Annotated in this window: 16 protein-coding genes; 11 read left to right on the plus strand and 5 right to left on the minus strand. The window is 65.1% G+C overall.

Annotated elements, in window-relative coordinates; all coding sequences use genetic code 11:
* The first annotated feature begins 1 nt into the window (after position 1).
* The 6 genes from QFZ47_RS01190 to QFZ47_RS01215 all read left to right on the plus strand — a co-directional run bounded on the left by QFZ47_RS01190 (position 2) and on the right by QFZ47_RS01215 (position 8,637).
* Positions 2-667 carry a response regulator transcription factor gene (locus QFZ47_RS01190; RefSeq protein WP_307653873.1) on the plus strand — a complete coding sequence of 222 codons (666 nt, stop codon included), beginning with the start codon at positions 2-4 and terminating at the stop codon, positions 665-667.
* Positions 668-843: 176 nt separating this feature from the next.
* Complete coding sequence (locus QFZ47_RS01195; protein WP_307653874.1) at positions 844-1,842, plus strand: ATP-binding protein; 999 nt, start codon at positions 844-846, stop codon at positions 1,840-1,842.
* Positions 1,843-2,002: 160 nt separating this feature from the next.
* Positions 2,003-3,331 (plus strand): MFS transporter, encoded by a 1,329-nt coding sequence (locus QFZ47_RS01200; RefSeq protein ID WP_307653875.1) that lies wholly within the window; start codon positions 2,003-2,005, stop codon positions 3,329-3,331.
* Between the two features lie 247 nt (positions 3,332-3,578).
* Positions 3,579-6,446 carry an ATP-binding protein gene (locus tag QFZ47_RS01205; protein ID WP_307653876.1) on the plus strand — a complete coding sequence of 956 codons (2,868 nt, stop codon included), beginning with the start codon at positions 3,579-3,581 and terminating at the stop codon, positions 6,444-6,446.
* A 177-nt stretch (positions 6,447-6,623) separates the two neighbouring features.
* Complete coding sequence (locus tag QFZ47_RS01210) at positions 6,624-7,001, plus strand: response regulator transcription factor (protein ID WP_307653877.1); 378 nt, start codon at positions 6,624-6,626, stop codon at positions 6,999-7,001.
* A 142-nt stretch (positions 7,002-7,143) separates the two neighbouring features.
* Entirely contained in the window at positions 7,144-8,637 is a 1,494-nt protein-coding gene (locus tag QFZ47_RS01215) for a catalase (RefSeq protein ID WP_307653878.1), read from the plus strand.
* A 10-nt stretch (positions 8,638-8,647) separates the two neighbouring features.
* On the opposite strand, the gene QFZ47_RS01220 is transcribed toward QFZ47_RS01215, so the two are convergent.
* The gene (locus tag QFZ47_RS01220; RefSeq protein WP_307653879.1) at positions 8,648-9,241 is read right to left on the minus strand and encodes a cytochrome P460 family protein; all 594 of its coding nucleotides are present in this window, start codon (positions 9,239-9,241) and stop codon (positions 8,648-8,650) included.
* A gap of 335 nt (positions 9,242-9,576) precedes the next feature.
* Here QFZ47_RS01220 and QFZ47_RS01225 point away from each other — a divergent pair, with 335 nt between their 5' ends.
* The 4 genes from QFZ47_RS01225 to QFZ47_RS01240 all read left to right on the plus strand — a co-directional run bounded on the left by QFZ47_RS01225 (position 9,577) and on the right by QFZ47_RS01240 (position 14,073).
* Positions 9,577-10,392 carry an alpha/beta fold hydrolase gene (locus QFZ47_RS01225; RefSeq protein ID WP_307653880.1) on the plus strand — a complete coding sequence of 272 codons (816 nt, stop codon included), beginning with the start codon at positions 9,577-9,579 and terminating at the stop codon, positions 10,390-10,392.
* Between the two features lie 87 nt (positions 10,393-10,479).
* On the plus strand, positions 10,480-11,895 hold the full coding sequence (locus tag QFZ47_RS01230) for an epoxide hydrolase family protein (RefSeq protein ID WP_307653881.1): 1,416 nt from the start codon (positions 10,480-10,482) through the stop codon (positions 11,893-11,895).
* Between the two features lie 49 nt (positions 11,896-11,944).
* Positions 11,945-12,949, plus strand: a complete 1,005-nt coding sequence (locus tag QFZ47_RS01235; RefSeq protein WP_307653882.1) for an alpha/beta fold hydrolase — start codon at positions 11,945-11,947, stop codon at positions 12,947-12,949.
* 155 nt (positions 12,950-13,104) lie between these two features.
* On the plus strand, positions 13,105-14,073 hold the full coding sequence (locus tag QFZ47_RS01240) for a helix-turn-helix transcriptional regulator (RefSeq protein ID WP_307653883.1): 969 nt from the start codon (positions 13,105-13,107) through the stop codon (positions 14,071-14,073).
* Between the two features lie 15 nt (positions 14,074-14,088).
* Here the strand turns inward: QFZ47_RS01240 and QFZ47_RS01245 are convergent, their stop codons facing one another.
* On the minus strand, positions 14,089-15,534 hold the full coding sequence (locus QFZ47_RS01245) for a catalase (protein ID WP_307653884.1): 1,446 nt from the start codon (positions 15,532-15,534) through the stop codon (positions 14,089-14,091).
* A 200-nt stretch (positions 15,535-15,734) separates the two neighbouring features.
* On the opposite strand from QFZ47_RS01245, the gene QFZ47_RS01250 reads away from it, so the two are divergent.
* Entirely contained in the window at positions 15,735-16,439 is a 705-nt protein-coding gene (locus QFZ47_RS01250) for a YoaK family protein (protein ID WP_307653885.1), read from the plus strand.
* Between the two features lie 38 nt (positions 16,440-16,477).
* On the opposite strand, the gene QFZ47_RS01255 is transcribed toward QFZ47_RS01250, so the two are convergent.
* The 3 genes from QFZ47_RS01255 to QFZ47_RS01265 form a co-directional block, all read right to left on the minus strand.
* Complete coding sequence (locus QFZ47_RS01255) at positions 16,478-16,786, minus strand: GNAT family N-acetyltransferase (protein ID WP_307653886.1); 309 nt, start codon at positions 16,784-16,786, stop codon at positions 16,478-16,480.
* Between the two features lie 30 nt (positions 16,787-16,816).
* Positions 16,817-17,365: an AraC family transcriptional regulator gene (locus QFZ47_RS01260; RefSeq protein ID WP_307653887.1), complete on the minus strand. Its 549-nt coding sequence runs from the start codon at positions 17,363-17,365 to the stop codon at positions 16,817-16,819.
* Between the two features lie 70 nt (positions 17,366-17,435).
* A complete protein-coding gene (locus tag QFZ47_RS01265; RefSeq protein ID WP_307653888.1) occupies positions 17,436-18,257 on the minus strand; it encodes an alpha/beta fold hydrolase in 822 nt (273 codons plus the stop codon).
* Between the last annotated feature and the right edge of the window lie 48 nt (positions 18,258-18,305).

An 18,305-nucleotide genomic window follows, 5' to 3' on the forward strand; every position in this document is an offset into this window, starting at 1 on the left:
CATGCATCCTGCCACCGATCTCTCGACCGCCTTGCGCACAGCCCAAGATCCGCGCGTCGTCTATATCGTCGATGACGACGAACTGGTGCGCAATGCGCTGGGCAGCCTGCTGCGCTCGATCGACCTGGAGGTTCGCGCCTTTGCCGCCACCGAGGAGTTCCTCGCCGCGCCGCGTGCCGAGGGGCCTTCCTGCCTTGTGCTGGACGTGCGCCTGCGCGGCCAGAGCGGCCTTGCCTTGCAGCAAACCCTCCTGCAGCCCGGCCGAGCGCCGATCCCCATCATCTTCATGACCGGCCACGGCGACATCGCCATGAGCGTGAGGGCGATGAAGGCCGGCGCCATGGACTTCCTGAGCAAGCCCTTTCGCGACCAGGACATGATCGATGCGGTCACCGCCGCGCTGGACAAGGACGCCAAGCGCCTGGCGCTCGGGCACGCGCTGCATGCCTTGCGGGTGTGCTGGGACTCGCTGACGCCGCGCGAGCGCGAGGTGGTGCAGCATGTGGCCGCAGGCCTGATGAACAAGCAGATCGCCGCCAGCATGGGCATTGCGGAGATCACCGCCAAGATCCATCGGGGCCAGGCGATGCGCAAGATGAACTCGCGGTCGGTCGCAGAGCTGGTGCGCAAGATGGAGGCGCTCGGCCTCTTGCAAGGCGCGCACTGAGCACGCCGCTCGGCATGCATACCCTCACCGGTCCACATGGACGCATGGTGACGGCAAACCTTCGTAGGGGTTGGCCGAACGCTGGTGCAATGGTGCACGCGCCCTCCCCGTGATGTCATCTCCCTCGTGCTGGCCGTTGCGCCGGCCGAACGGAGAACGAGATGACCTGCAGCCCCTTGAAGTCCATCGACACCATCCATCCGAAGACCGCTAGCCGTATAGCCCTGACCGCGGCGCGCGCGCTCGCCATCCTCGCGCTCGGGCAGAACACACATGCCTCGATGCTTGCGCCAACGGCCTGCACGATCAATGACGGCGCGCTGTGGCTCCTGTGCATGCCGCTGCTCGCCGGCATCGCGCTGGTTGCGGCGTTCCTCGGATTCAAACTCCAGGCCCGACGTGCGAGTGCGGCGCGCCTCGCCGGCACGCTGGAACGCTTGGCAAGCGACGCCCGCATACCAGCGCTGGAAGAGAACGGTTCCGCCGACATCGCCCGGCTAGCACGCGCGATCAACACGGTCCGCCGCCGGCAGGCCGAGCGCGAGGCCCAGCACCTGGACGTGCAGGCCGGCTATGCACACGACCTGCGCACGCCACTCACCCGTATAGGATTGCGCTGCGAGATGCTCGGGGACGCCGAGGCGCGCGAGGCCATGGAGCGGGATCTCGCCGAGATGCGCGAGCTGGTCGAGGGCAGCATCGCCTGCGCGCGGATGCAGCACAGCCTGGGCGAGCCGTTGCAGCGGGTCGATGCCGATGGCCTGATCGGCAGACTGGTGCGCGACTACCGCGACTCGGGCCGTGCGATCGCGCTTGACGGATGCATCGGCCAGCCGGTGGTTGCGTGCCCCCTCGCGCTGCGGCGCGTGCTGGCCAACCTGATCGACAACGCCTTGCGCTACGGCACGGACGTGCGTGTTTGCGCCCGCGTCGATACGACGAGTCTCGTGTTGGCAGTGGTCGACTCCGGTCCGGGCATCCGGCCGGCGCAGATCGATGCAGTCCTTGCCCCCTGGGTGCGGGGGCTGCAGCCGCAAGAGGACAAGCCCGGGTCCGGCCTCGGTCTGGCGATCTCCCGGCGCCTGGTGCAGGCGATGCAGGGTGAACTCCATCTGGAGAACCGCCGCAGCGGTGGGTTCGAGGCACGGTTGACGCTGCCGCTCGTGGTCGCATGACGCAGGAACGGATGCGTGCCCCGCTAGGGCAAGGCGCCGCCCGGTCTGTTTCGCGGTGTTAGATTGCGAGTCCTTCAACTTGCAGCAGTGAGCGCGGGCCAGGAAGCTCCCGGCGCTCCATGAATCAGTTCTTTCCATTGAAGAACAAGCAATCATAAAAATGGAAAGATCAATAATTCAGGAAATCAACGAGAAATCCATGAATGGATTTCAATGGTCCGTGGTCCTGCTTTGCTTCATCGTGAGCATGATCGACGGATTCGACGTTCTTGTCATGGCCTTCACCGCATCGGCCGTCACCGACGATTGGTCGCTCAGCGGCGTGGAACTGGGCTATTTGCTCAGTGCGGCTCCGATTGGCATGGCATTGGGCTCGCTTTTTCTCGCACCGTGGGCTGACCGGCGAGGGCGCCGGCCACTGATCATCGGCTGTCTCACCATCGTGGGTACGGCAATGACCGGATCAGCCTACGTGGCTTCGCCGATCGAACTGGGTGGGCTCCGGTTCAGCACCGGCGTCGGCATTGGCGGCATCATGGCCAGCAGCTATGTCATTGCCGGGGAATTTGCGTCGAAGCGATGGCGAGGCTTGGCGATCGGGCTCCAGTCCGCCGCATTCTCCACGGGTGCAGCCGTTGGCGGATTGATCGCTGTTCGATTGATTCCCGACGCGGGTTGGCGGGCGGTTTTCCTGTGCGGCGGCCTGATGACTCTGGCTGCCTTGCCAGTGATGCTGATCTGGCTTCCGGAATCCATCGATTTTCTGGCCTCCCGGAAATCGGCTATTTCACTGCACAGAATCAATCGCATTCTGCCAAAACTGGGACTGTTGAAGCTCGAGAAATTACCTGATTCCGGCAGGAAGGAATCGGTTGCTCCAGCCTATCTGAGGGACCTGTTCGGGCACGATATGAAGGCAGCGACCCTGTCGATCTGGGGCGCCTTTTTTCTTGCTTTTCTCGGTTTTTATTTTGTCTTCAGCTGGACGCCCAGGCTGCTCGCCACGGCAGGCCTGCCGGGCCCGCAGGCAATTGCCAGCGGAGTGCTGCTGAACGTAGGCGGGATCCTGGGTGCGGCATCGGTGGGCCTGCTGGCGGCGCGCTTCCCGCTTGATAAGGTCTTGACGATCTGCATGCTGATCAACGCAACTCTGATGGCGATATTTTCCCATCTACTCGCCCATCTGGCCCTCGCCTTCGTCGTCATTTTCCTGATCGGATTTTTCTCGAATGGCTGTATCGCTGGTCTTTTTGCATTGACGCCGTCGCTCTACCAATCAACCCAGCGCGTCACGGGTCTTGGCTGGGCAATCGGATTCGGACGGATCGGTGCAATTCTTGCCCCCACACTCACGGGTGCGCTGATCAGTGCAAATTGGCGTCCCAGCCATTTGTTTCTCCTGTTCGGCGTTTTTTTCGTCTTTGCGGCAACTCTCATTGCGCTGATGAATACCAGGGAAGTCATCGCGACTTCGCGCCAGGACCGATAAGCGTCTGGCTGTAAACTCCGGCGGCCTGGGCGGCGGACGAATCTGCTTTCATTCGTGAGCGAAGCATCCAGAACTTTCAACACCATTCAGGAATGGAACCGTTGCCCAAGTTGACCGCGTGCTATCCATGCAGCGCTGAAATCGCCGGTCGACTCCTTCGTCGGCTGCGCCTTGACGGGCCCCGGGTTCACATCGCCCGCGCGCGAATCGATTTTCCCCCGGCATTCCATTGAGCTCGCCACCGGCCATGAGGAAAGAACTGCTCGCCCACGCAGGCGAAATCGTTTCATTCGGCCCTTTCACCCTGCGCGTCAACGAGCGGCTGCTGGCGCGCAACGGTGTGCCGTTGGACCTGGGTGGTCGCGCCATGGATGTGCTCCTCGCGCTGATTGCCAAGGCAAATGTCGTGGTCAGCAAGGAGGAACTGCTGGCAGAGGCCTGGCCCGGCGTGGTCATTTCAGACGGAAGCCTGCGCTATCAGATCACGATGCTGCGGCAGGCGCTCGGTGATGGGCGAGATGGCGCCCGGTATGTGTCGAACATCGTCGGCCGCGGGTACTGCTTCGTCGCCAAGATTTCCAGAACCCTTGTCGAACCGGATGTCCCGGCGAACCGGGACGAGTCGCCGGTCGAACCAGGCTTGCCTGCCCCGGCGAGCTTGCTGGTCGGCCGTACCGGGGATCTGGCCGCAGTTGCGGCGCAGCTTGCCAAGGGACGATTCGTCACCGTGGTGGGCACCGGGGGCGTTGGCAAGACAACGGTCGCGATCCGGACCGGACACGATTTGTTGGCTGATTTCGCTGGCGCTGTCGTCTTCGTGGATCTGGCGACACTCACCGATCCTTCGCTGGTACCCACCGCCATCGCCTCGATGCTGCGGCTCTCGGTGCGTTCCGTCGATCCGGTTCCCAGCCTGATCTCGTACCTGCGCGCGCGCCGAATGCTCTTGATCCTGGACAACTGCGAGCACGTGATCGCAGCGGCAGCTTCTCTGGCCGAGAGAATCTTTCAGGCAGCGTCCAGCATCCATATCCTGGCAACGAGCCGGGAGGCGCTGCGGGTTCAGGGCGAGTATGTCCACCTGCTGAATCCGTTTGCCAGTCCGCCGGACCTCCCCGGCCTCGGCGCCCGCGAGATCCTCACGTATCCCGCCACACGCTTGTTCGTGGACAGGGCCGAGGCCAGCGGAAGCACGCTGGACCTTAACGGCATCGACGCCCCGATCATCGCGAACATCTGCAGAAAACTCGATGGCGTGGCACTGGCGATCGAACTCGCGGCGCGCCGTGTGTCGACCTATGGACTGCACCAGACCGCCACGCTCCTGGACGAACGGCTGGCGCTTTCATGGCTCGGCCAGCGCGGTGCGCAGCCGCGGCACGCCACGCTGCAGGCCACGCTGGACTGGAGCTACGAGCTTCTCGATGTTCACGAACGGCTCGTGCTGTGCCGCCTGTGCGTCTTTGTCGGGTACTTTTCGCTCGATGCCGCGCGTCACGTGGCCGATGCGGACGACCTGTCCAAGGGGCAGATCGTCGCCGCGATCGCGAGCCTGGCGGAGAAGTCCTTGCTTGCCATCCGCCAGTCGGGTGCCTTCACCCGGTACCGCCTTCTTGAAAGCACGCGCACGTATGCACTTTCGAAGGCCGACGAAGCGACCGTGGACGACGCGTCGCTGCACCACGCGCTCTACTTTCGGGAGCGCCTGCAACAGATGGCGGCGTCCCGCGACACCGGGCATGCGCCCGATGGTGCATCGGAGACGGCCGACCTGGGCAACATACGGGCCGCCCTCACGTGGTGTTTCGGCCAGGGCCGCGCGACGGACCTGGGCGTTTCGCTCGCATCGGCCGCGGTGCCTGCGTTCCTGGCGAAGTCATTGCTGGCCGAGTGCCACAGCTGGTCGAGACGAGCGCTTGCGGAGCTGACGCCCACGATGCGCGGCAGCTCGACCGAGATGCACCTGCAGGCAGCCATCGGGGTGTCGCAGATGTTCACCCGCGGCAACAGCGACGAGGTACGGTCGGCTCTCGAGCGCAGCCTCGAAGTCGCCGAGGCCCTGGACGATGCCGCCAGCCAGGTCCAGTTGCTTGGCCGGCTCCAGATTTTTCACGAACGCATCGGGGACTTCGTCGAATCATTGAGATATGCGCATCGCTGCGCCCGCGTTGCCAGCACCATCGGCGACGCAACCGCGGTAGCCGCGGCCAACTCGCTGGTCGGACTCTGCAACCATCTGCTGGGCGATCAGCCCCAAGCCAGGCGCCTGCTCGAAGCTGCGCTCGCCGGCTCACCCGACTCGCTGCAGGACAGCAGCATCTACTCGGGATTCGATCTTCGCAACCGCGCCTGCATCGCCCTGGCCAGGACATTGTGGCTTCAGGGCTACCCGTCGCAGGCCGTCGTGCTCGCGCAGCGCGCCGTCGACGAAGCGCGGCAACTGGACCATCCCGTCACGTTGTGCATCGCACTGATCTGGGCTGTGTCGGTGTACATGTGGGTCGGCGACCTGGAGCGTGCCGAACGGGACATCAACCGATTCATCGCCTATGCTGAGGCTCATTCGCTCACGCCGTACCTGGCCGTGGGCCGAGGAGTCAAGGGCGAACTGGCCGTCAGGCGGGGCGATGCTGCGCGCGGTGTCCAGGCGATCCAGGACTGCCTGGTGGAGCTTCGCGAATCCCGGTACGAACTGCTCACCACGGCATTCAACCTGACGCTGGCCGAGGGCCTGACCGCCCTGGGGCAGACAGCCGAGGCGCTGAAACTCCTGGACGACACCCTGGCGCTGGTGCATGCAAAAGGCGATCTGTACAACCTTCCGGAACTCCTTCGGGTCAGGTCCCGCGCCTTGTCGTGCCTGTCGCCCTCGCGCACGGAGCAAGCCGAGGAATGCCTCGTCCAGTCGCTCGCCAGCAGCAGGCATCAGGGCGCCCGCGCGTGGGAGCTGCGAGCGGCGACAGACCTTGCGCGGATGTGGCAGGCAGCTGGACGCGAGCGCGAGGCGCGAGCCCTGCTGGAAGGCACCCTTGCTCACTACACCGAGGGCTTCGAGACGGCGGATCTTCAACAGGCGGAGCAGCTCCTGGGAAAGGCAAAGGACGCGGCCGTCTGACGAACAAGCAGATCGCTGCCGTGCCAAGTATTCCTTGACCAGCCGGCAGCGAGGCGGGCGCCGCCCATCCATACCTACATATGATGGCGCCGCCCGCTGGCGGCGGTAATCTGGGACACCGGGCAGCGGCGGGATAGTCCCGGCCGCTTACCAGGTAAAAGAGCCCGGAATTTTCCCTTGCAACCCCTCAGCATCGAACTCGTGTCCATCGTCGACGACGATCCTTTCGTGCGCACCGCGACCAGCAGCCTCGTGCGTTCGCTCGGATGGGAAGCGCGCGAGTTCGCGTCGGGCCCGGCATTCCTTGCCTCCGGCATGGCGCCGCGTACGCGCTGCCTGGTGTGCGACGTGCAAATGCCGGCGATGGACGGCATCGAGTTGCTGGACCGGCTCCTGGGCCAGGGCATCCAGGTTCCCACGCTGTTCATCACCGCGTTCGCATCGGCTCGTGTGCGCGAGCGCGTGCGGGCCAGCACGGCGCTGTGCCTGATCGAGAAGCCGATCGATGCTCGCGAGCTGCAGGCCTGGATAGACCTCGCACTCAAGCGCGACTGACAACGGTCTTTCTTGCAGCTTTGGCGACGCGCCAAGCGTCATTCTTTGGTATGCATCGCCCCCATACGAACGGCTGATGGAAATGCCGTCAGATGATTCGTAGAGTGATCATGCTTTCAATACCGACAAGAGGAATATCCCAATGAGCAAGCCGCCGGAACCTTCGAAACACACCCTGCTGACCACCGCCTTCGGCGCCCCCGTGCCCAACAACCAGAACAGCCTGGCGGCCGGCCCGCGCGGCCCGCTGCTCATGCAGGATGTATGGCTGCTCGAGAAGCTCGCCAACTTCAACCGCGAGGTCATTCCCGAGCGCCGCATGCACGCCAAGGGCTCCGGCGCGTTCGGCACCTTCACCGTCACGCACGACATCACCCGGTTCACGCGCGCCAAGCTCTTTTCCGCCATGGGCAAGAAGACCGAGATGTTCGCGCGCTTCACCACGGTGGCCGGCGAACGCGGCGCGGCTGATGCCGAGCGCGACATCCGCGGCTTCGCGCTCAAGTTCTACACGGAAGAAGGCAACTGGGATCTGGTGGGCAACAACACGCCCGTCTTCTTCCTGCGCGATCCTCGCAAGTTTCCGGACCTCAACAAGGCCGTGAAGCGCGACCCGAAGACCAACCTGCGCAGCGCCACCAACAACTGGGACTTCTGGACGCTGCTGCCCGAAGCGCTGCACCAGGTCACCATCGTGATGAGCGATCGCGGCATTCCGGCGAGCTACCGCCACATGCACGGCTTCGGCTCGCACACCTACAGCTTCGTCAACGCGCAGCACGAACGCTTCTGGGTCAAGTTCCACTTCAAGACCCAGCAGGGCATCAGGAACCTCACCGACGCCGAGGCCTCGGCCCTGGTGGGCGGCGACCGCGAGAGCCACCAGCGCGACCTGTTCGATTCGATCGGCCGCGGCGACTTTCCCAAGTGGACGCTGTACGTGCAGGTGATGGCCGAAGCCGATGCAGAGAAGGTGCCCTACCACCCCTTCGACCTGACCAAGGTCTGGCCCAAGAAGGACTACCCGCTGATCGAGGTGGGCGTGATGGAGCTGAACCGCAACCCTGAGAACTTCTTCGCCGACGTGGAGCAGAGCGCCTTCGCACCCAGCAACCTGGTGCCGGGCATCGGCGTGTCGCCCGACAAGATGCTGCAGGCGCGGCTGTTCGCGTATTCGGATGCGCAGCGCTACCGCCTGGGGGTGAACCATCACCAGATTCCGGTGAACGCCGCGCGCTGCCCGGTGCACAGCAACCACCGCGACGGCGCGCTGCGCGTGGACGGCAACTACGGCGGCACGCCGCACTACGAGCCCAACAGCTTCGGCCAGTGGCAGGAGCAACCCGATTACCGCGAGCCGCCGCTCAAGCTGCGCGGCGAGGCGGACTTCTGGAACTTCCGCGAAGACGATGCCGACTACTACAAGCAGCCCGGCGACCTGTTCCGCCTAATGAAGCCCGAGCAACAGCAGGTGCTGTTCGACAACACGGCGCGCGCCATGGGCGATGCGCCGGAGTTCATCAAGCGGCGGCACATCGGCAACTGCGCCAAGGCCGATCCGGCCTACGGCGCGGGCGTGGCGAAGGCGCTGGGTCTTGATGCCGGCATGGGACGATTCAGCTCATCGATGGAATAAACCCCGCGCGTCAACGCGCGAGCCGCGTGAACACGTAGTCGTGGTTCTTCACCAGCGTCTGATGGCAGGCAAAGCAGGTCTGATGCTGCGCCAGGTCCACAGGCTTGCCATCGACGAAGCGGCCGAATCCCCATCCACCCGTGGCAGTGTACTTTTTGGAGTCTTTCACCATCACCTGCACGGTGGTCGCTGCGCCAGGGATCGACGCGGGCGCGAACTCCGGCGACTGCACATGTTTCCATGCCAGCTTGGTGAGGATGGTGCCGTCGGGGAACGGCAGCGTGCCCTGGTCGTAGGCCTGGATCGCCTTGGCATTGCCGAGCACCACGCGCAGTTCGTTCAACGGCTCCGCCTCGATCGCCGGCGCAATCAGCTGCCACTGCCTGTAGCCCTTGGGAAGGGTGACGCCGTACAAGGGCGAGGCATCCGAAGTCTTCGCCTCCTCCGCGGCGCTGGAGGTCGTCGCGAAGACGCCGGCCGCCGCCGCGAGCGCAAGCAGGCCAAGACCGGTGAGCTTCGCCAGTGTCCCTTGGCATGAAGCCGGGCATGCATGACGGGTTGCGGCGTCCGAGACAGACACCTGTTGTGTGTTGTTTCGATTCATGAGGCGGACCTTGTGAGTTGGAAATTGCCGCCGGGCGCAAAGGCCCGCGGCGCCTGAACGCGTGGATTGTTCAGCGCCCCTGCCTCTTGCAAACGGGGTTCCGTATTCCTGTGTATCTGCATGGCCGGACGCCAACACTACGTTTCATTGGCGAGGCCTTCGTGTAATTCTTCATGTCGCCCTGTCCGGCCGACACAGTGGCATACAGACATCTGCAGTGCACGTGGAGGCGAGCCCTATAAACGCGGCCGTGCTTTGCCCGACCGCGCTCGTCACGGGTTGCGAAAGGCGATCACTCTTCATTGCCCTTTACTTCAACCGCAGGAAAAAACGAAATGAAAAATCTCAGCCGCCGCTTCGCCCGCACCATGGCCGCCGTGGGCCTCATGGCATTGGCTGGCGCCTTCGCGTTCAATGCTTCGGCGCAGACCCCGAGCACTGCGCAACAAGCCAAGCCCACTGTGGTTCTCGTGCACGGTGCCTTCGCGGAATCGTCGAGCTGGGACGGCGTCATCCGCAAGCTCGAGGCGAAGCACTATCCGGTGATCGCTGCCGCCAACCCGTTGCGCGGCGTCAAGTCCGACGCGGCCTATGTCGCGAGCATCGTCGATGCGGTCAAGGGACCGGTGGTGCTGGTGGGCCATTCCTATGGCGGCTCCGTGATCTCCAGCGCCGCCACCGGCAAGAGCAACGTGAAAGCGCTTGTCTTCGTCGCCGCCTTCGCGCCTGAAGCCGGGGAGTCGGCAGCCGATCTCGCCGGCAAGTTCCCCGGCAGCACGCTCGGGCCCGCGCTGGCACCACCGGTCGCACTCGCCGATGGCGGCAAGGACCTGTACATCCTGAAGAACAGGTTCCACGACCAATTCGCCGCCGACGTTTCAGCCGCCGCTGCGCGCCTGATGGCTGCGACCCAGCGCCCCATCGCCGAGTCGGCGCTTGGCGAACCGGCAGGAGCACCTGCGTGGAAGACGGTGCCCTCGTGGTTCGTGTATGGCGACGGCGACAAGAACATTCCGCCCGCAGCACAGTCCTTCATGGCAGAGCGTGCCAAGTCAGTGAGGACGGTGGTCGTCAAGGGCGCCTCGCACGTGGTGATGACGTCCAGGCCCGACGTGGTCGCGAAGCTCATCGTCGAAGCCGCCAGCCGATAGAGGGACTCCCGCGCACGGTCCTCCGACACCACGCGGCCAAACGTCGCGTCGCAAAGATCTCCATTCACCAGCACAAGGCAAATGACCATGACAGATTCCGACGCATCCAGCTGCCGCGGGCATGCCGCCCTCGGCACGACATTCCAGCCCACCCTGACGCGCCGCGGCGCGCTGGTGGCGACTGCGAGCCTTCTCGCAGGTTCGGTGACCGCGGCTTTCGCTGCGACACCGGCGGGCAAGAGCTCTTTAGCGCAAGCCGACGCGATACGGCCCTTTCGCATCGATGTTCCCGAGGACGCGATCGTCGACCTGCGTCGACGCCTCAGGGCGACACGATGGCCCGACCGGGAGACGGTCGGCGACACATCCCAGGGCGTTCAGTTGGCCAGGCTGCAGGCACTGGCCCGCTATTGGGAAACGAGCTATGACTGGCGCAAGATCGAAGCCCGGCTCAACGCCCTGCCTCAGTTCATCACCACGATCGACGGCGTCGAGATCCAGTTCATTCACATACGTTCCCGCCATCCGAACGCATTGCCGCTGATCCTGACGCATGGCTGGCCCGGCTCGATGCTGGAGTTCCTGAAAACGGTCGGGCCCCTGACCGACCCGACTGCCTTTGCAGGAAGTGCCGCCGACGCCTTCCACGTTGTGATCCCGTCCATCCCCGGCCATGGGTTCTCTGGCAAGCCCAAGGAAACAGGCTGGGGCCCCGAGCGTGTGGGCCGCGCGTGGGACACCCTGATGAAGCGGCTGGGCTACACCCACTATGTATCCCAAGGCGGAGACCATGGTTCGGTCATTTCGGACGCGATGGCACGCCAGGCACCGCAAGGCCTGTTGGGCATCCACCTCAACTTGCCCGCCACCGTGCCCGCGGAACTGGTCAAACCCATCAACAATGGAGATCCCGCACCGGCCGGACTGTCGGCGCCTGAGCGGGCAGCGTTCAACACGCTCAGCGCCTTCTTCAAGACGGGCGCTGCCTACGGCGCCATGATGGTGACGCGCCCACAGACGATCGGCTATCCCCTGGCCGATTCTCCAGCGGGCCTGGCCGGGTGGATCTACGAGAAGTTCGCGCAGTGGACGGACAGTGGAGGCGAACCCGAGCGCGTGCTCACCCAGGACGAGATGCTCGATGACATCACCCTCTACTGGCTCACCGACACTGCCGCTTCTTCCTCGAGGTTCTACTGGGAGAACAACAACAACAACTTCAGTGCAGCGGCTCAGAAGACGCAGGACATTTCGATTCCAGTGGCAGTGAGCGTATTCCCGGGTGAGATCTACCGCGCGCCGAGAAGCTGGACCGAGCGCGCCTATCGCACGCTCTACTACTTCAACGAAGTCGGCAAGGGCGGCCACTTTGCCGCCTGGGAGCAGCCGCAGCTGTTCTGCGAGGAACTGCGCGCGGCGTTTCGGCCGCTGCGCCAGCCCGGCCGGCCGGCCGCACAAACAGACAACGGAGTGTTAAATCGTGCAAGCCAGCCCAACCGGTGATGCGTAGGCTCGTCTGCGGCCCGTAGACCATTCCAATCACCCCCTGAATATGGCACTTGAATCAGATCCATCCGACATTCCCCTTCCCTCTCCTTCCCGACGGCAGCTGCTCGTTACCGGGGCTGGCATGGTTGCAGCCGCCGGGATACCCTTCGCGGCAAGCGCCGCCGACCCACTCCCCAGCGGCGTTCGCGCGGCGCAACCAACACCACCCAAGAAAGGAACGAAAACCATGAGCACCATCACCACCAAGGACGGCACGCAGATCTACTACAAGGACTGGGGCAGCGGGCAACCCGTTGTCTTCTCGCATGGCTGGCCGCTGAGTGCGGACGACTGGGACGGCCAGATGCTGTTCTTCCTGCGCCAGGGATACCGGGTCATCGCGCACGACCGTCGCGGGCACGGGCGCTCGAGCCAGGGCTCGACCGGCCACGACATGAACCACTATGCCGACGACCTTGCGGCCCTGACGGAAGCGCTCGATCTGCACAAGGCCATCCACGTGGGCCACTCGACTGGCGGCGGCGAAGTCGCACGCTACATCAGCCGGCACGGCAGCAAGCGGGTTGCCAAGGCCGTGCTCATCAGCTCGGTGCCCCCGCTGATGGTCAAGACCGCGGCCAATCCCAATGGCGTGCCCATCGAGGTGCTGGATGGCATTCGTGCGGCGGTCGCCAGCAACAGGCCGCAGTTCTTCAAGGACTTCACGCTGCCGTTCTACGGCTTCAATCGTCCCGGCGCGAAAATCTCGGAAGGCATCCGCGAGCACTGGTGGCAGCAGGGCATGATGGGCTCCGTGCAGGCCCACTACGACGGTATCAAGGCGTTTTCGGAAACCGACTTCACCGAGGACCTGAAGAAAATGGACGTGCCGACGCTGGTGATGCATGGCGACGACGACCAGGTCGTGCCGATCGGGATCTCGAGCGAGCTGACTGCGAAGATCATCAAGAACGCGACCTTGAAGGTCTACCCGGGACTGCCGCACGGCATGTGCGCGACCCACGCCGACCTCATCAATCCCGATCTGCTCGCATTCTTCAAGAGCTGACGTCGAGAGTTGAATTGCAGGAGGCCGCCAAGGCCTCCTGCCGCCGCGATCAACTCCGGTGCAAAATATTCAAGAAAGCGCCCAAACCTTCTATCGCCAATCGCTGCGACAGACGCAAATAGCATTCACCAACTCCCGTCCCCGACCTGCAGCCCATGCAGGTCGAAAGCAACAATTTCGCACAAAGCAGGAATATGCCGCCGTCGGTCCAGGAAGCTCCTCCGTCGCAGCGCCTCGATCCCATCCCGAAGGACACCCTGGGGTGCATGTCGAGCCACCTTCAACGGGATCAAGGCCTGCGCGCGACCGGGGTCGGAATTCATCGCAAGACGATGGACATGCACCAACTCCACCACGTGGAGACGGAGGCCAGCGCGCGCGGTGTGCTGCTTGGCATCTCGCTGCGCGACGGCCACAGCCGGCGCATTCTCGATGGGCACCGCGCCTCGTGCCACGATTTCGACAAGGGGTCGATCTACATTCGAAGCTTCTCGGATCGCTATCGCGCGGACATCCGGCGGCCATTCGATTTTGTGCTGCTCGAGATATCGCAGGCCAGCCTCGAGCGTGCCATCGAGGAAAAGGAAGGCAAGCGCGTCGGCAGCCTCGCCTACGTGGCGGGTGTCCGGGACGAGGTGCTTCTCAATCTCGCGTGTGCGCTGACGCCCGCGCTCGAGCACCCCGCCAGCGCGAGCATGCTGTTTGTCGACCAGTTGAGCGTGGCCATGACGAGCTACCTCGTCGAAACCTACGGTGGCGCAGCGGCTGCGGCGCCCAGAACCAACCGGCTCCTGTCGCGCTCGCACGAGGCACGCGCAAAGGAAATGTTGCGCAGCAAGATCGAAGGCAGCATCTCGATCACCGAGATCGCCGATGCCTGCGGCCTGTCACGCAGCTATTTCATTCACGCCTTCCGCGAGACCACGGGGTACACGCCCCATCGATGGTTGATCGCGCAGCGGCTGGAGCACGCTCGCGCACTTCTCGCGGACTTCGACATGTCGCTGGCGGACGTCGCTGCAGCTTGCGGTTTTGCCGATCAAAGCCACTTCACCCGCGTCTTCTCTCAGCATTCCGGCGCCCCGCCAGGCATTTGGCGGCGCAGGATGCGGGTCGGAAGCTAGTCCGGACGCACCCGGCTAGAGGCCGAGCCGGTCTGCCACGCCCTGGCCCAGCGAGTTGTCGACAAGCCGGAAGTGCGCGATCTGGCGCCGCTGAATGGCCTCGGGCACCCCGGCCATCGATCTCGCGATGTTCTCGTGGAGCCTCTGTCTGTGGCCGCTGTCCATGCTGCGGTACAAGACCGCCGCCTGCGCATGGTCCCCGAGCCCCTGGCGGTCGTCGAAGCGCATCGCGTCGCCATCGAGGGGCAGCGGCGGCTCGGCGAGCGAGCGGTCGGGACGCGGCCCTCCGAACGAGTTCGGCTCATAGTAGGCGTCGGTCCGGGCCGGAACGTCCAGGCGCATCGCGCCGTCGGCGTGATAGGTGTGCACCGGCGACCTCGGCCGGTTGACCGGCAGGGCCTCGTGATGCGTACCCACGCGGTAGCGCTGCGCGTCGGCATAGGCCAGCAGCCGCCCCTGCAGCAGCTTGTCGGGCGAGAAGCAGATGCCGGGCACGATGTTGGCCGGATTGAAGCTGGCTTGCTCGACCTGTGCAAAGTAGTTGTCGGGGTTCGCATCGAGTTCGACAACGCCGACCTCCACGAGCGGAAACTCCCGCTGCGGCCAGACCTTGGTCGCGTCGAAGGGGTTGAACGGCAACTGCGCCGCCTGCGCCTCGCTCATCACCTGGATCTGCAGCGACCAGCGCGGGAGCTCCCCCTGCTCGATCGCATCGAACAGATCCCGCTGCGCGCTTTCGCGGTCGTCGGCAATCACCTCGCGGGCCTGTGCGTCTGTCAGGCAGCGAATGCCCTGCAGCGTCCGGAGATGGAACTTGACCCACACCCGCTCGTTGGCTGCGTTGACCAGCCCGAAGGCATGCGCACCGTAGCCGTGCATGTGGCGAAAGCCCGCCGGCAGACCCCGGTCGGAGAACAGCATCACGATCTGGTGCAGGCTCTCGGGCGACAGCGACCAGAAGTCCCAGATTGCCGTGGGCGAGCGCAAATGCCTGACCGGATGCCGCTTCAGGGCCCGTACCAGGTCGGGAAATTTCTGCGGATCGCGGATGCAGGCGACCGGCAGGTGGCTGCCGACCAGGTCCCAATTGCCTTCCTCGGTGTATGCCTTGAGGGCGAAGCCGCGCAGGTCGCGCTCTGCGTCGGCGCAGCCCTGCTCGCCCGTCAGCACCGAGAACCGGACCAGCACCGGCGTGCATTGTCCCGGCTGGAGCACCCGTGCACGCGTGTGGCGCGAAATGTCGCCCGTGATTCGCAGCGTGCCGAAGGCGGCCGCGCCCTTGGCGTGCAGCACCCGCTCCGGAATGCGCTCGCGCGCCAGGTAGGCCAGTTTCTCGCTCATCTGGTAGTCCTGCCGCAGGATCGGCCCGCGCGGGCCCGCGGTGATCGAGTGCTGGCTGTCCGCGACCGGCGCGCCGCCCGTGGTGGTCAAGGTCGGTGGCCTGCTGTGGGGTGGGGTCATGGAATTCTTGATGCGGGATGTCTCGACGGGATATGTACCGCGCCGGCGCGCGCATGTCTTGAACAAGAGTCGCCCGCCTTGAACCCCGGAGGCGCACGAATGTGCAAAGCAGCCGCCAAGCCGACAAGACGGCAGGCGCGGGATGGCGCACCATGGGCGCGGCATTCCCATTCCATTCCTCTGCGCGTGAAGGTCACCCGATGAAACCCTCCCTCCCCTTGCTCATGAGCCTCAACGGCGGTTTCGTGGACACCGCCGGCTTCCTGGCGCTGCAGGGCCTGTTCACGGCCCATGTCACGGGCAACTTCGTGACCATCGGCGCGGCGCTGGTGCACGGCACCTCGGGCGCGTTGACCAAGCTGGTGGCGTTGCCGGTGTTCTGCGCCGTGGTGATCCTCGCGCGATGGCTCGGCCATGGCCTGCCCGCCGTCGGCCTGCCGGTGCTGCGCACGATGCTGGTGCTCAAGACGCTGCTGCTGGCGGCCGGCGCTGCCTTCGCCATCGGGTACGGGCCTTTCCACGACAGCGACAGCGGCCTCGCGATGCTCACGGGCATGGCGCTGGTGTCGGCCATGGCAATCCAGAATGCTGTGCACCGTCTTCATTTGAGCAGCGCACCGCCCACCACGCTCATGACCGGCACGACCACACAGGTGATGATCGACATCGCCGATCTGCTGCGCGGCCTGTCACCGGAAGATGCCGCCGTTGCACGCGCCCGGTTGCGGCGCATGGCGAGCAGCGTCGCCGTGTTCGCCGCGGGCTGCGCAGCCGCCGCGCTCATCTACAACCGGGTGAACGTCTGGTGCTTCGTGGTGCCCCCGGTGCTGGCCGCCTGCGCCGTGGTGCTTCAACGCAGCACGCGCGAGGGCGAGGCCGCCGAGCCGGTCAATCCCCACCACTGAAGGAGCGGACCGGTCACTTGCAGAGACCGCACCGCGCCTCAGAGGCCGAGCAGGGCGCGGCCTTCGTCGGCCAGCAGGTCGTGCGTCTCGGGGTGCGCGCGCATGTAGGCCGCGAACACCGGGCACCGTGGAATGACACGCAGGCCGCGCTCGCGCGCGGAGGCCAGGCCCGCGAGCACCAGTTGCCTGGCCACGCCCTGGCCCTGCAGTGCCTCGGGCACCAGGGTGTGAACAAAAGTGATGACGTCGCCCGACAGGGTGTAGATCGCGACCGCGCGCTCGCCTTGCAATGCGAACTCGAAACGATGCTTCGACGGGTTGTCTTGAACGGAAGGAGAGATGGCCATGACGATGGTCTCGAGTGGGGAGAGAAGGCGTCAGTGCATGCGCCGCAGACGCCGCACAGTGGGGGATGGGGCCGCATCGGCCTTGGCATTGTTCCCGAAGCGATGGACCAGATGGGCACAGATCGCGATCGCCAGATGCTCGCTGACCGCCGGGCTTGCGCGTCGCGGTCCATCGAGCAGGGCCAGCACCGCCGCGCCCAGGTTTCCCATGACCGGGTCGACCAGCCCCGGGGTGCAGGCAATGCCGCTCACGCGCGCCAGGCCCGCCGCATCGGTCACGGCATCCACCAGTGCGCGCGGCATGTAGAAGTGAAGGGCATCCAGCGGACTGCCCAGGTAGCTCGCCACCTCGTCGCGCAAGTCGACGATGCTGATCGCTCCAGGCACGTAGCCGCGCACCACCGAAGGCCGGCCCCGCACCCAGAGCTCGTGGTGGCCCACACCGACCAGGTGCAGCGTCACGACGAAGGCATCCTCGGGCGGGATCTCCTGCTTCATGCCCAGCTGGTCGGGCAGGCAGGTGATGCGCGTGGCAACGAAGGGTGCCTTCGGCGCCGGCAGCATGACGAGAGCGGGCACGGAAGGCAACTCGAAGTACCTTCCCAGGAGGTCGCCGTAAGCGCCTTGCATGCCCGCTGCCGGCGAACGCTCAGGCCTGGATGAACGCGAGCAGGTCTGCGTTCACCTGGCCGGCGTGCGTGGTGCAGGTGGCGTGCGGCGCGCCGGCGTAGACCTTGAGCTGGCTGCCCTTGATCATCTCGGCCGCCAGCTTGGCCGTGGCCTCGAAGGGCACGACCTGGTCGTCGTCGCCGTGGATCACGAGCGTGGGCACGTCGATCCTGGCCATGTCGGGGCGGAAGTCGGTTTCGGAGAACGCGGTCACGCAGTCGATGGTGGCCTTGATGGAGGCCTGCAGCGCGATCTGCAGCGTCTGCTTGAAGACGCCCTGCGACACCTTGGCGCCGGGGCGGTTGGTGCCGTAGAAGAGCGTGCTGAAGTCGTCGAGGAACTGCGGGCGATCGGCGGCCAGCCCGGCGCGGATGCCTGCGAACAGCGAGGCGTCGGGGCCCACGGGATGGTCGGGCGTCTTCATGAACAGCGGCGTCACGGCGCTGATGAGGGCGAGCTTGGCCACGCGCGCGCTGCCCTTGCGCGCGATGTAGCGCGTCACGTCGCCGCCGCCCATCGAGAAACCCGCGAGGATCACGTCCTTCAGGTCGAGCTTCTCGATCAGCTCGGCGATGTCGTCGGCGAAGGTGTCGTAGTCATAGCCGGTCCAGGGCTGGCTCGAGCGGCCGAAGCCGCGGCGGTCGAACGCGATCGTGCGGTAGCCGCGCTCCGCGAAGAACAGCATCTGGGCGTCCCACATATCGGCGCTGAGCGGCCAGCCGTGGCTGAAGAGGATGGGCTGGCCCGAGCCCCAGTCCTTGTAGTAGAGCTCGGTGCCGTCGCGCAATGTGAGTGTGGTCATGATTCTTGGATGGTGGAGTGGAGGGAAAGAAAAAAACGGTGCCGCAAG

The organism is Variovorax paradoxus (genome assembly GCF_030815975.1).
GTDB classification, from domain to species: Bacteria; Pseudomonadota; Gammaproteobacteria; order Burkholderiales; family Burkholderiaceae_C; genus Variovorax; species Variovorax paradoxus_N.